The sequence below is a fragment of the Duganella sp. GW821-FHT01E12 genome (assembly GCF_059422325.1).
The window spans coordinates 87754-101685 of record NZ_JBWKWR010000005.1 but is presented as its reverse complement, the minus strand read 5'-3'; the positions used below and the strand labels follow the sequence as shown (position 1 = coordinate 101685).

The 13932-nt window shown below is 62.1% G+C and carries 7 protein-coding genes; 2 read left to right on the top strand and 5 right to left on the bottom strand.

The annotated features are described in order from the left end of the window. Positions 1-14 precede the first annotated feature (14 nt). Together AC07WS_RS16195 and AC07WS_RS16190 are read right to left on the bottom strand one after the other, a co-directional pair. Positions 15-2825 (bottom strand): TonB-dependent receptor domain-containing protein, encoded by a 2811-nt coding sequence (locus tag AC07WS_RS16195; protein WP_494730082.1) that lies wholly within the window; start codon positions 2823-2825, stop codon positions 15-17. Positions 2826-3341: 516 nt separating this feature from the next. Continuing rightward, positions 3342-4076, bottom strand: a complete 735-nt coding sequence (locus AC07WS_RS16190; RefSeq protein WP_494730081.1) for a 16S rRNA (uracil(1498)-N(3))-methyltransferase — start codon at positions 4074-4076, stop codon at positions 3342-3344. Positions 4077-4230: 154 nt separating this feature from the next. Here AC07WS_RS16190 and tkt point away from each other — a divergent pair, with 154 nt between their 5' ends. Beyond that, a complete protein-coding gene (gene tkt / locus AC07WS_RS16185; RefSeq protein ID WP_494730080.1) occupies positions 4231-6225 on the top strand; it encodes a transketolase in 1995 nt (664 codons plus the stop codon). A gap of 48 nt (positions 6226-6273) precedes the next feature. After that, on the top strand, positions 6274-7284 hold the full coding sequence (gene gap / locus AC07WS_RS16180; RefSeq protein ID WP_116993371.1) for a type I glyceraldehyde-3-phosphate dehydrogenase: 1011 nt from the start codon (positions 6274-6276) through the stop codon (positions 7282-7284). A gap of 76 nt (positions 7285-7360) precedes the next feature. Here the strand turns inward: gap and AC07WS_RS16175 are convergent, their stop codons facing one another. From AC07WS_RS16175 to glnE, 3 genes are all read right to left on the bottom strand, one after another. Beyond that, a complete protein-coding gene (locus tag AC07WS_RS16175; protein ID WP_494730334.1) occupies positions 7361-10180 on the bottom strand; it encodes a TonB-dependent receptor domain-containing protein in 2820 nt (939 codons plus the stop codon). A gap of 294 nt (positions 10181-10474) precedes the next feature. Then, the gene (locus AC07WS_RS16170; protein WP_494730079.1) at positions 10475-10936 is read right to left on the bottom strand and encodes a cache domain-containing protein; all 462 of its coding nucleotides are present in this window, start codon (positions 10934-10936) and stop codon (positions 10475-10477) included. Positions 10937-11057: 121 nt separating this feature from the next. Then, entirely contained in the window at positions 11058-13805 is a 2748-nt protein-coding gene (gene glnE, locus AC07WS_RS16165) for a bifunctional [glutamate--ammonia ligase]-adenylyl-L-tyrosine phosphorylase/[glutamate--ammonia-ligase] adenylyltransferase (protein WP_494730078.1), read from the bottom strand. Positions 13806-13932: the final 127 nt, after the last annotated feature.

Sequence of the window (13932 nt, the reverse complement as noted above, 5' to 3'; positions counted from 1 at the left end):
GGGAACGGATCAGCTTAGAACTTGGCGGCAGCGGTCACGTAGAACGTGCGACCCAGCGGGCTGTTGTAACGACCGTCGTAACCAACCTGGTTACCGCCACCGGCGATACGGTTGGAGAACGATGGATCCTTGTCGAACAGGTTCTTGATGCCGGCGGTGACCGTGTAGGTCTTGTTGATGTCAGCACGGGTCTGCCAGTCGTAGGTGGCAGCCGACGAGACGTCACGTTCCATGCCGACGAAGCCAGCGGCCAGGGTGCCGTCCGGATTGACGGCCTTGACTGCGCCATCGTCCGGGGTCAGCACTTGGTCGTGGTAGCCGGAACGATAGTTCATCGTCAGGGTATGCGTGAACATGCCTGGGGTTTTCAGGCTAACTGCGATGCGGCTGATCACACGCGCGGTGACGTTGTTATAGCTGTCGAAGCGACCCAGGCTGCTTTCCGTGGTGCTGGTTGGATTGCCTTTGTCATCGGTACCTGGCAGGGTTTTCTCCGACTTCAGCATGTACGTACCGGTCCAGTTCAGGGACAGGTTGCCGTAGCCGGTTTTCAGACGGTAGGAGTGATCCCAGTCGATACCTTTGTAGCGCGAGCTGCCCAGATTGAAGTTAGGCAGCAGCGTCACCAGCTTGTTGGAGCCGATGCCGGCGTCAAACACGGTCGAGAACAGGCTGTTGTAGGCGCCAGGATTGCCGAATACCAGGCCTTCCGACAGTGCCACGATCTGGTTGTTCATCTTGACGTTCCACAGATCGAAGCCCAGCGACAGCGCATTGACAGGTTCAAAGCGGATGCCCAGGGTGTACTGCTTCGACTCTTCAGGTTTCAGGCCGTTGGCGCCCTTCACGCTGTTGCCGCCGGACGTCAGCGCATACTGGGTGGTGCCCGCGCAGTCAGCCGCGCGTGGGTCCGGTGCCTTCACAGGGCAGGCATACTTGCCGGAAGTAACGCCAGCGTCGGTGACCGGCGAGATGATGTCGTCCAGATTGGCGACCTTGAAGCCGGTGCCATAGGAGCCGCGCAGCAGCACGGTGCTGATTGGGTTGTAGCGGAACGACAGTTTGTAGGTCGACTTCGAGGCATCATTGCCCTGGGTCGCCGAACCGATCAGTTTCGAGTCCAGGTCGTACACCATGGCGCTCTTGACGGCGTCGTAGCTGTCGTAACGCACCGCGGCGGTCACGTCCAGGTTCTGGATGACCGGCACCAGGAACTCGGCGAAGGTACCCCAGCTCTTACGCGAACCATCGATCGGCAGGGCGCCTGGCGCGCTACCCAGTGCGGTATCGGTCCAGTTCGGTTGTTGCGGGTTAGGGCCCTGGGTGATCGAGCTAGGCGAATAGGCGTATTGCTGCTTGGTGGTATCGGCACCGACGCCGACCTGCACCGGACCTGCCGGCAGTTGGTACACTTCACCGGAAGCGCGCACGCTCAGGATGTCCAGCTTGGTCTTGGTTTCGGCGTCGAGCTCATGCAAAACAGCTGGCGCCAGCAGGGCCGCCGAGTTGCCGGCCGCGCCGAACGGGTCGAAGGCCAGCGTTTTGTACTTGTTGCGGCTCAGGAAACCGCCGACATAGTTGGCGGTGCGGGTGTTTTCCGAGTGCACATAGGATACGCCGTAGTCGAAGTCCTTGTAGCGGCCTTCGATGCCGGTGGCGAAGTGCAGCGCTTTGGAGATGTATTCTTCCGAGCGGCCGCCGGCGTCGACCAGACGCAGGTTCATCGTGGCTTTCTTCACGTTCGCTGGATCGATGCCCAGTTGCGTCAGGTAAGGCGACACATTGGCGGCATACTTCGAATCGGTCAGCGGCAGCGCCAGGCTCTGCGCTGGCGGCGCGAAGCGGCTGGTCTGGGTGAACTTGGAATCGACCAGTTCGGCGAACGCGGTGGTGTCGGCGTTGATCTTGGCGCGGCCCGATACGAAGAAGCTGTCGCGCTTAGATTTCGGAATCAGCTGCACGGTGCCCGAGTAGTCGAACCAGCACGACTTGTCGGTGGCGCTGCCGATGTAGGCGGTGTTAGGCGCGCATTTGCCGTCCTTCAGGTAGTTCGGCGAGAACGTCATCGGATCTTTGCCATCCTTGAAGTTCAGCGTCACCGAAGCTGGCGTGGTGTTGATGGCCAGCTGGTACAGCGAATACGGCTTGCCGTCGTGGTCGAAGCGCACCAGGCCGCTCTTGGCGAAGTCGCGCTGCGAAGCGTTCAGCTCTTTTTGCTCGTCGTGGCTGTAGGAGGCCAGGATGTTGAAGCCATCCTTCTCCAGATCGCCGAAGCCTTTGGACAGGGCGACGTTGCTGCTGCGCGCGCCTTCTTTTTCCGGCGAGGTGTAAGTGCCTTCAATGTTGAAGTCCTGCTGGTTTTTCTTCAGCACGAAGTTGACCACGCCGGCGATCGCGTCGGCGCCGTACAGGGCCGAGGCGCCGTCGGTCAGTACTTCGATGCGTTCTACCGCAGCCAGAGGGATGCTGGCCAGGTTGACCGCGCTGCCTGCGCTGTAAGGCGCCATGCGGCGGCCGTTCAACAGCACCAGGGTGTAGCCTGCGCCGATACTGTGGATGGAGGCGTTCTGGATACCGCCGCCGCCGCCGTTAACCGAATCCGCAGAGGTCAGGAAACCTTGCATTGCTGGCAATGCCTGAACCAGATCTTCTACGTTCTTTGCGCCGCTCTTGGCGATGTCGGCGCTGGTGATGACCTGAACCGGTACCGAGCCTTCTTTGGCGATGCGTTTGATCGACGAACCGGTGATTTCTACTCGTTGAATGGTGTCGCTGCCGGCTTCTTGCGCCATTGCCGATTGTGCGGCCAGGCCCATACCGATCATCACACTACTCGAAAAGATCAGACGTACCGAACGCGATAAAACTGTTTCTCTCATCATTGCTCAAACTCCTCTGCGGGAAAATTATGTGTGCCTTTTACGCTTTATGGGCGGGTTACTGAGATGTTCATTATGGATAGTAATGAATTTCAGCCACCTTATGAGACCATCGCCCTGTATTTCCTGTCAATATGGCAAATTGTTGCCAGCCAAACATCTGTATTGAAAATACAACGGATCAAGGGCGTGGCAGAGGGGTTTTTGCCGCGAACGCGGTGCGCCTGGAGGGCCGGGGCGGGGCGCAAACGGGCCGTGGCAGAGGGATGCCGGGGACTGTAGCGCACCAATGCAGAATGCAAGTATTTTATTTAAAATATTATCTCTAGGAATGCACAAATGTTATGAAAATGTGATGCAAAAATACCACATCGATTTTCCAGCCCCTGCGCCTTCCTGCAATTCAATTAGTTTATTCAAGCTCTGGCCGATATTCATTGCGCTACCGGCATAAATATCATTTTATAAACTATCCATGCCACCCCAGCTGGCGCTCAGAATGGCCAGCGCGGCCAGGCCGGCGGTTTCGGTGCGCAGGATGCGCGGCCCCATCGCCAATGGCAGCGCGCCGCGCGCAATCGCCAGCTGTTCTTCCGCCTCGCTCAAGCCGCCCTCCGGGCCGACCACCAGCGTCACCGGTTGCGGCGGCTGGTGGCGCGCCCAGTGGGCCAGCGACTGCTCCGCGCGCGGCGTCAGGATGATGCGTTTGTGCAAGTCCTGCTGGCCGATCCACTGTTGGTAGTCCTGCACCCCGGCCAGCTGGGCCAGCCGGTTGCGGCCGCTTTGTTCGGAGGCCGACTCGATGATGCCCTGCCAGTGCGAGCGTTTCTTTTCCGCGCGCTCGGCCGACAGCCGCACCACGCAGCGCTGCGCCGCCAGCGGCACGATGCCGCTGGCGCCCAGTTCGACCGCCTTTTCGATGATCCAGTCCAGTTTGCTCGCCTCGGGCAGGCATTGCGCCAGCGTGACGGCGTAGGGCAGCTCGATATCGCGCGGGTTGTGCGCCTTGACCTCGGCCGTCACGCTGCGCTTGCCGATGTCGCTGAGCGTGGCGCTGTATTCGCCGCCGTCGCCGTTGAACAGCGTGATCAGCGCGCCCGGCGCCAGGCGCAGCACCAGGATGTGGTGGGCCACCGCCTCGGGCAGGCTGACGAGCTGGCCGACGGCCAGGGACTGGGAGAGGTAAAAACGGGGCATGCGCGAATCCGGTCGGTTTTGAGTTCCGCAATTTTAAATGGTGGACGCCTCGGTCTGGTAAAATAATGGGTTCAGCAAGTGAGCAGCACAGACAGTAGCAACGACAGCCGCATCCCATTGCCCCCAGTTTCCATACTTTCGTGATAGACCTACGATGACTTCTACGCTTCCTACCACCCCAATGGCTAACGCGATCCGCGCGCTGGCAATGGACGCCGTCCAGAAGGCCAATTCCGGCCACCCAGGCATGCCGATGGGCATGGCCGAGATCGCCGTGGCGCTGTGGAGTGGCCATTACAGCCACAACCCGGCCAACCCGAAATGGGTGAACCGCGACCGCTTCCTGCTGTCCAACGGCCACGGCTCGATGTTGCACTACGCGCTGCTGCACCTGTCGGGCTACGCGGTGACCATGGACGACATCAAGTCCTTCCGCCAGATGCATTCGAAAACCCCGGGCCACCCGGAAGTGGACGTCACGCCGGGCGTGGAAACGACCACCGGCCCGCTGGGCCAGGGCATCGCCAACGCGGTCGGCATGGCGCTGTCCGAGTACCTGCTGGCGGCCGAGTTCAACAAGCCGGGCCTGGACATCGTCGACCACTACACCTACGCCTTCGTCGGCGACGGCTGCCTGATGGAAGGCATCTCGCACGAGGTGTGCGCGCTGGCCGGCACCCTGGGCCTGAACAAGCTGATCGCGCTGTATGACGACAACGGCATCTCGATCGACGGCAAGGTCGAGGGCTGGTTCACCGACGACACCCCGGCCCGCTTCGAAGCCTACGGCTGGAACGTGATCCGCGCGGTCGACGGCCACGACGTGGCCGCCGTCTCGGCCGCCATCGCCGCCGCCAAGACCGCCAGCAAGCCGACCCTGATCTGCTGCAAGACCATCATCGGCAAGGGCTCGCCCAACCTGCAGGGCGGCGACAAGGTGCACGGCGCCGCGCTGGGCGACAAGGAAGTGGCTGCCGTGCGTGAATACATCGGCTGGAGCGCCGCGCCGTTCGAGATCCCGGCCGACGTCTACGCCGCCTGGGACGCCAAGGCTGCCGGCGCCGAGCGCGAAGCCGCCTGGAGCGCCAAGTTTGCCCAGTACAGCGCCCAGTTCCCGGCCGAAGCGGCCGAGCTGAGCCGCCGCATGGCCGGCGAGCTGCCTGCCGCCTTCGACGCCACCCTGGCCGCCGGCATCGCCGCCTGCGTCGACAAGAAAGAAAACATCGCCACCCGCAAGGCCAGCCAGAACGCCATCCAGGCGCTGGCGCCGGTGCTGCCGGAATTCCTGGGCGGCTCGGCCGACCTGACCGGCTCCAACCTGACCAACTGGAAAGAGTGCGTGGCGCTGCGTTCCGGCAAACCAGGCAACCACATCAATTATGGCGTGCGCGAATTCGGCATGTCGGCCATCATGAACGGCATTACGTTGCACGGCGGCTACATCCCGTTCGGCGCCACCTTCCTGACCTTCTCCGACTACAGCCGCAACGCGCTGCGCATGGCCGCGCTGATGAAGCTGCGCTCGATCTTCGTGTTCACCCACGATTCGATCGGCCTGGGCGAAGACGGCCCGACCCACCAGTCGGTCGAGCACATCTCGTCGATGCGCCTGATCCCCAACCTGGACAACTGGCGTCCGTGCGACACCGTCGAATCGATGGTGGCGTGGGGCGAGGCGGTCAAGCGCAAGGCCGGTCCTTCGACGCTGATCTTCTCGCGCCAGAACCTGCCGTACCAGGAGCGCAGCGCCCAGCAGATCGCCGACGTCGCCCGCGGCGGCTACGTGCTGAGCGAGGTGGCCGACGCCAAGGTCACGCTGATCGCCACCGGTTCCGAAGTCGAACTGGCCGTGGCCGCCGCGGCCGCGCTGGCCGGCGAGGGCATCGCCGCGCGCGTGGTGTCGATGCCGTCGACCGATGTATTTGACCGTCAGGACGCCGCCTACAAGGCCAGCGTGTTGACCAAAGGCTTGCCGCGTGTGGCCATCGAAGCCGGCGTGACCGATTTCTGGTACAAATACGTCGGTCTGGAAGGCGCGGTGGTTGGCATCGATACCTTCGGTGAATCGGCCCCGGCAGGCGTGCTGTTCAAGCACTTCGGCTTCACGGTGGAAAACGTCGTGGCGAAAGTCAAATCTGTCATTGCATAATCTATAATTGCTTGTTGCATTACCTATTTTTCTAATCAGGAGCATAGTATGACGATCAAAGTTGCAATCAACGGCTACGGCCGCATCGGCCGCAATGTGCTGCGCGCTTTCTACGAAGGCGGCAAGAAACAAGACATCCAGATCGTTGCCATCAACGACCTGGGCGATGCCAAGTCGAACGCCCACCTGACCCGCTACGACACCGCCCATGGCAAGTTCCCCGGCACCGTGACGGTGGACGGCGACAACATGATCGTGAATGGCGACGTGATCCGCGTGTTCGCGCAGCGCAACCCTGCGGAAATCCCATGGGGTGAGCTGGGCGTGGACGTGGTGCTCGAGTGCACCGGCTTCTTCACCACCAAAGAGAAGGCTTCGGCCCACCTGAAGGGCGGCGCCAAGAAAGTCATCATCTCGGCACCTGGCGGCAAGGACGTCGACGCCACCATCGTGTACGGCGTCAACCAGCATGTGCTGAAAGCCACCGACACCGTGATCTCGAACGCGTCGTGCACCACCAACTGCCTGGCCCCGCTGGTCAAGCCGCTTAACGACGCCATCGGCGTGGAAACCGGCCTGATGACCACCGTGCATGCCTACACCAACGACCAGGTGCTGAGCGACGTGATGCACGAAGACCTGCGCCGCGCCCGTTCGGCCACCATGAGCATGATCCCGACCAAGACCGGCGCCGCCGCCGCGGTCGGCCTGGTGCTGCCTGAGCTGAACGGCAAGCTGGACGGTTTCGCGATCCGCGTGCCGACCATCAACGTGTCGCTGGTCGACCTGTCCTTCATCGCCAAGCGCGACACGACGGTGGACGAAGTGAACGCGCTGATGAAGGCCGCCGCCGAAGGCGCGCTGAAGGAAGTGCTGACCTACCAGACCGAACCGCTGGTATCGATCGACTTCAACCACAATCCTGCCTCGTCGAACTTCGACTCGACCCTGACCAAAGTGTCGGGCCGCCTGGTCAAGGTCTCGTCGTGGTACGACAACGAGTGGGGCTTCTCGAACCGCATGCTCGACACCACCGTCGCACTGATGACCGCCAAGTAATCCGGCCTACATCAAGAAAACCCCATCGGCATGGAACGAGCGCGTTCCGGCCGGTGGGGTTTTTTTTACGCCGCCGTTACAGCGACACGCGCAGGCCCAGGTAGTAGCGGCGGCCGATCGCATCGTAGGTCGAGGTGTCGGTCTCGGTGCCGACAACACTGCCCGGTAGGCCGCTGATGATGGGCGGCGCCTTGGCGTTAAAGGCGTTGTCGATGCCCAGGTACAGTTGCCAGGACTTCCGCACATCGTAGGTGAACTGGAAATCGTTGTAGGTGCGCGAGCCCACGCCCACCGTACCCGGCGCGATGCTCAGGCTTTTCAGGAACTGGTCGTCCAGCGAGACCGGCCCGGTATAGGTGGCGGTCCAGTTGATGCCGTATGCCCCCCATTTGTAGGCCAGGTTGAGGCCGGCGCGGTTGCGCGGCGCGTTGGTGTTGGCCGCCGTGACTTCGCCGACGTCGCTGTTTTTCTCCGCCTCCGGCGTGGCCTTCTGCCACAGCTGGCGCAGCCAGGTCCACGCCAGCCGCCCGCTCAGCTTGCCTGGGCCGAGCTTGTCCGACCAGGAGGCCGTGACGTCGACGCCCTCGGTGCCGAAGCCGCCGCTGTTGGTGGCGGCGATGTTGCTGTACTGGATGGAGCCCGAACTCAGGTTGCCCACGGCCGCCGGGCGGCGCGTGATGAAGCCGCAAAACGCCTGGTTGTTCTGGTTGTAACATTGATCCAGCGCATATTGGCGGTCGGTGCTGACGATGGCGCCGGCGATCTTGATGGTGAAATAGTCGACCGTGAAGGTGAAGCGGCGCAGCATGGGAACCGAACGCGGCGTCACCACCAGGCCGATGGTGGTGGAGCGTCCCTTTTCCGCCTTGAGATTGGGGTTGCCGCTGTTATAGCCGCTGATGCCCTGCTGGTCGGCCTGATTTAACGTGAAAATGCCGCCATGTGCCGCCATATTGGCTGCAACTCCCGGCGCATTGCGGCAATTGACGGCCAGCGCGCTGGTCCCGGACGACGCCACGCCTTCGCAGGGATCGACCAGCCCGGTCGGGAAATCCTGGCTGGGCGCCTGGAACAGCTCGTTGATATTGGGCGCCCGCGTCGATTGCGCGCGCGTGCCGCGCAGCTTGACGTCCGGGGTGAGGCCCCATTCCAGGCCGGCGTTCCAGCTGTTGGTGCTGCCGACGGTGGAGTAATCGCCGTGGCGCACCGTGCCGAGGAAGCTCAGGTCGCGGGCGAACGGCCGGTCCTTCAGCAAGGGCACCCGGGCTTCGACAAACACTTCGCGCACCAGGAAGTTGCCGAACGTGGGCGGCAGGGCGTTGCCGGCGTTCAGGCCGGATTGGGTCAGCGGGTCGGGAATCGCGCTGGAATCCTCGCTGCGCCATTCGAAACCTGCGGCGATGCCGATGCGGCCGGCGGGCAGGCCGGGCACTTCGCCGGTGACCGAGCTGCCCACCAGTTTCTGGGTGATGGCCGTTTCCAGCGAGCCGGGCGCGGTTACGTATTTGAGCGCGGCCGGCGTGATGCTGTTGAAACCGAAAATATTGATCGGCACGCAACCCTCGGCCACCGCGTGCGGGTCGCGGCACACTGGGGTGCCGTCCGGGCCGGGGATGGCCTCCAAGGCATTGCGCAAGCTCATGACATTGACCTGGCCGGTGGAATTCTGCGCCTCCTTGGTCTTGCCGTAGGCGAGATAGGCTTCGTAGCTCCAGTCGCGCACCGTGCCTTTCAGGCCTGTGGCCAGGCGGAAGGTGTCGCGGTCCACGGTCGAATGGCGCGGGCCGAACTCGGACAGGCGGCGGGTGAAGAAGTAGTCCGGCAGGCCGTCGCCGTCGGTGTCGCTGATGCGGTCGTATAAATACTGCGGCACCAGGGGATTCTTGACCAGCACGCCGTTGACGAGGGAGGCGGCCGGCACCTGGCCACTGGGCTTGTACACCTGGTCCGAGCCCAGGGGGAAGGGCTCGATATTGGTATCGACCTTGGACGAGGCATACGTGCCCTCGAAAAACGCGCTGTGATTTTCGTTGAAGGCCCAGTTGCCGTTGGTGGCGAACAGGTAGCGCTCGGTCGGCACGGCGATCAGGCGGTAGGCCGAGCGGTTGAAGCCGGTGGCGCCGGCACCGCTGCCGGGTGCGCCATTTTGTTTCCATGGAATAATGTTGTTATTCGCGTCATAGGTGAAATCCTCGCTGTCGCCGAAGAAATGTCCCTGCGGCGCGTAGCCGGAAAAGTTGGGCCGCTTGGCGACGAAGGCCAGTTCCGGATGCTTCTGGGCGATGGCCGAGGTCTGGTCGATGGCCGAAGCGGGGCGGTCGCGCGAGTACACCGCCCCCTGTTTCGAGTAGCCGAAATGGCCCATGACGTTGCTGGCGCCGTCGGCGCTGGTGGTGCCGAACGTGAGCGCCAGCTTCTTTTTGTAGTCGTCGCCTTCGTTGCTGCGGCCGGTTTGCGCATCGAATAACAGGCCATTGAAGTTCTTCTTCAGAATAATATTGACCACGCCGGCCACGGCATCCGAGCCGTAAGTGGCCGATGCGCCGCCCGTTAATAATTCCACTCTCTCGATAAAATCCGTTGGAATAGTGTTGAGATCGACGGCAGTATCTCCGGGCACGCCGGAAACAAATCGCCTGCCATTAATTAATACCAAAGTGCGTGAGTCGCCGAGGTTTCTTAAATTAACCGTCGATACGCCAGCGCTTGAAGTCTGGAAATTGGAATTGGCGCGGCTGATGGTCGGCGTGCCCATCGTCGGGTTTTTCTGCAATAAATCCTGCAGATTAGTCGCGCCGGACGCGGCAATATCAGCCGAGTTTAATATCTGCAATGGCGAAGGCGACTCCGCCGCCGGCGAGGCAATGCGGGAGCCGGTTATCAGCACTTTCTGCATGGGCTCGGCGGTTTGCTGGCCGAAGGCGGCTTGCGTGCCCAAAGCCAGGCCGCCGAGACAGAGCAGGCGTATGGCGCGGGCGATCGAAGTTTCATTATTCATTATCCGACTCCTAGGGTGTGTCGCGGTTATTTTTGAATGCCACCGCGTATAGACTGACTAGGCTGCCGAAGAGTTCCCGAGGTCCGCAAGCTCGATTCTGGCATTTACATGCCAATTTTTAGCGTGTTTCCAGAGAGAAGGCGAAAAAAAACCGGGACATCGTCCCGGCCGTTGGTGCGTGCGGCTGCTTTTTTATTTGTAGATGCCGGAGCCGACCAGCATATCGTCCACTTTTTCAATATAGCCGGATTTGGCTTCCACCGCCTTGGTGACCGGATTCGGCCATTTGAAATCCACCCAGCCTTTGCCCTTGGATTTGGCGAGGTCGACCATTTCTTTAATCATCGGCTTGCCTTCATTATCCTTGAGGCCTATCAAAGGTTTTCCCACCATCTTGGGATTATTACCATGGGCTAATGCGACGCCGTTCAAATCATAAACGTAGATATACAAATCGCGGTCATGGAAAGTCGTATTGGCCGGATCGGAAATGGCGGCGAAGGCTTTTTCCTTGCCATCGGATTTAATCAGGGCGACCGCCTTTTTAACCATGGCGACGGCTTCGTCTGGCGTTCCCTTGTCGGCGGCCAGAGCGGTCGATGACATTGCAAACATGCTCAAGCTAAGTGCTGCGGCACCGATTAATGCTTTCATATCACTTCTCCTTTGAGTAAAACTGCAGCGGCGCTGGGCGCTCTAATGTTTGTGGATTTCAATATTACTGCAGTTAATGAATTTAAATCGCTCCGCAAGCAATGTAACAAAGATATCGTTGTTATGTGGCAACGTTGTCACCGAAGATAGTGCGCCACAAGGCCGTTACATCGGCGGCGTGCGCGGCCACCAATTGCGGATCGACGCGGGCCAGGTCCTGGCCCTGCAGCCGCAGCTGGTGTTGTAGCTTGCGCAACTGGCGATAGGCGTCGGCCACGCGCGCCGCCAGTCCGGCGTCGATCAATCCCAGCTCGCCGCACATTTTCAAAAGCGCAATGTTGCCGAAATTAGCGGTCAGTTGCGGGTAGGCCGCGGCGTGTTGCAGCACCAGGAATTGGACGATGAACTCGATGTCGATCATGCCGCCCGGGTCCTGTTTCAGGTCGAACAGCTCGCTGTGATTCGGCTTGGCGTCGACCATGCGTTTCCGCATTGCAATCACTTCCTGCTTCAGCGGGCCGTCGGCAGGGCGTTCCTTGCGCAGCACCGCCTCGCGGATCCGCTCGAAGCGGGCGCCGATCGCGGCGTCGCCGGCGCAGAAGCGGGCGCGGGTCAGCGCCTGGTGCTCCCACACCCAGGCCGAACTGCTCTGGTATTTTTCAAATGCCGACACGCTCGACACCAGCATGCCGCTGGCGCCGTCCGGGCGCAGCGCGGTGTCGATGTCGAACAGGATGCCGGCCGAGGTGTGCGATGTCATCCAGGTGATGAAGCGCTGCGCCAGTTTGGCGTACTGGGCCGGCGCCTCCTGGTCGACGTCGTCGTACAGGAAGATCACGTCCAGGTCGGACACATAGCCCAGCTCCTTGCCGCCCAGCTTGCCGTAGGCGATCACCGCGAACTGTGGCACCTCGCGGTGGCGCGTGGCCACCGTCTGCCAGATCGCCTTGATGGCGGCGGCCACGATGGTGTCGGCCAGCGCCGACAGGTGGTCGGCCAGCTTTTCCACTGTCAGGTCGCCGGCCAGGTCCTGAGCCAGCAGGTGGAACAGCTGGGCGTGGTGGATTTCGCGCAGGATATCCATTTGCCGCTCGGTATCGCCCGGCGCCGAGGCCAGCTGCGTTTCCAGGTCGGCCGCCAGCGCCACAGGATCGAACACGGCGTTGCGCACCCGGTCGTCCAGCAGTTCGTCCAGCAGGATGGGGTGCTGGCTGAGGAATTGCGCGGCCCAGCCGCTGGCGTGCACCATGCGGATCACCCGCGCCAGCGTGTGCGGATACTCGGTCAGCAGCGACAGATAGGCCGAACGGCGCGCGATCGCCTCCAGGAAATCGAGCAGCCGGCCCAGCGTGGCCTGCTGGCTGCCGCCGCTCGACTCCAGCGAGCACTGCACGATCAGCGGCAGCGCCGCGTTGACCAGCCCCAGCAGCCGGTTGCGGCTTGCTTCGGGCAGCGATTGCAGGCGCGGCGCCTGCCAGGTCGAGATCAGGCGCTTGGCCGCGCCCTCGGGATCGTCGAAGCCCAGCGCGGCGAAGCGCGCCACCATGGCTTCGCGGTTGTCGGGATCGGCGCACTCGTTGCTCGATTGCGGATTGATGTCGCCGTCGCTGCCGCTGGTCTTGTCGGAGAACATCTCGTCGAACTGGCCGGCGACGAACTGGCGGTGGGCTTCCAGCTGGGTCAGCAGGGTGGCGGTATCGGGCAGGCCCATCATCTGCGCCACCAGCAGGCGGTCGGCGTCGTTGGCCGGCAAAGTGTGGGTCTGGGCGTCGTCCAGGTATTGCAGGCGGTGCTCCAGATTGCGCAGGAAGGTGTAGGATGCCAGCAGTTGATAGACGATGGCGTGGCTTAGCAAGCCCTTTTCGGCGATGATGCGCAGCGTGGTGCGGGTCGAGCGGTCGCGCAGGGCGGCGTCGCGGCCGCCCCGTATCAGCTGGAACACTTGCGCCAGGAACTCGATTTCGCGGATGCCGCCGCGCCCCAGCTTGACGTTGTTGCTGCGATCCGGGTGCAGCCGCTCCTGGCGGTTCACCTCGGCGCGGATCTGCGCGTGCATATTGCGGATGGCGTCGATCACGCCGAAGTCCAGGTAGCGGCGGAACACGAAGGGCCGCACGATGGCGTCCAGCGCGGCGATATCCTCGCTGCGGCCGGTCACGGCGCGCGCCTTGACCCAGGCATAGCGCTCCCACTCGCGCCCCTGGACGATCAGGTATTGCTCGACCATGCTCAGGCTGGCGGCCAGCGGGCCGGAGCCGCCGTTCGGCCGCAAAGCCATATCGACCCGGAACGTGTAGCCATCTTCCGTGATCTCCGACAAAGCCGCGATCAGCTTCTTGCCCAGGCGTACAAAGAATTCGTGGTTGGACAGGCTGCGCTGGCCCGGCCCGGCAACGGTGTCGCCGTCTTCCGGGTAGACGAAGATCAGGTCGATATCGGACGACACGTTCAGCTCGCCGCCGCCCTGCTTGCCCATGCCGAGCACGATCAACTCCTGCTGCTGGCCGGAATCGCGGCCTATCGGCGTGCCGTGCGCGGCCACCATTTCCGCGTAAATCTCTTCCATGTGCCGCTGGATGGCGAAATCGGCGAAGCGGGTCATGGTTTCCACCACCTCGGCCAGATTGGCCCTGCCTTCCAGGTCGCGGCGGATCAGCACGCACACCAGCAGGTTGCGCAGCCGGCGCATGGCGCGCATCAGCGGCAGCGGCGGGGCGCCTTCGGGCACTGCGGAGGATTCTTTTGCTAAATAGTCAGCAAGATTGATCTGGGCAAGCGATAATTGCGCTAAATCATCAGCTTTGGCGGCGCGGTCGGGAGCGGCGGCCAGCCAGCGCTGGTAAAAACGTGAGACGGTTGGTGCAATCATGGGCAACGTGTTTCCTGATGCAAAGTTGATCGGTAAAGGCGAAGTAACGCTCTGTAAAGCATGTAAAACCGGTGCGTATCGGCCCTAAGTGGCGCTGGTGCGCAGAGGTGATGCGGTAGAATTGCTA

What these genes read in the sequence shown, in the direction of transcription:
- AC07WS_RS16195 (WP_494730082.1), bottom strand. Translation starts at nt 2,825, where the DNA reads ATGATCGGTATGGGCCTGGCCGCACAATCGGCAATGGCGCAAGAAGCC.
- AC07WS_RS16190 (WP_494730081.1), bottom strand. Translation starts at nt 4,076, where the DNA reads ATGCCCCGTTTTTACCTCTCCCAGTCCCTGGCCGTCGGCCAGCTCGTC.
- AC07WS_RS16175 (WP_494730334.1), bottom strand. Translation starts at nt 10,180, where the DNA reads ATGCAGAAAGTGCTGATAACCGGCTCCCGCATTGCCTCGCCGGCGGCG.
- AC07WS_RS16170 (WP_494730079.1), bottom strand. Translation starts at nt 10,936, where the DNA reads ATGAAAGCATTAATCGGTGCCGCAGCACTTAGCTTGAGCATGTTTGCA.
- glnE (WP_494730078.1), bottom strand. Translation starts at nt 13,805, where the DNA reads ATGATTGCACCAACCGTCTCACGTTTTTACCAGCGCTGGCTGGCCGCC.
- tkt (WP_494730080.1), top strand. Translation starts at nt 4,231, where the DNA reads ATGACTTCTACGCTTCCTACCACCCCAATGGCTAACGCGATCCGCGCG.
- gap (WP_116993371.1), top strand. Translation starts at nt 6,274, where the DNA reads ATGACGATCAAAGTTGCAATCAACGGCTACGGCCGCATCGGCCGCAAT.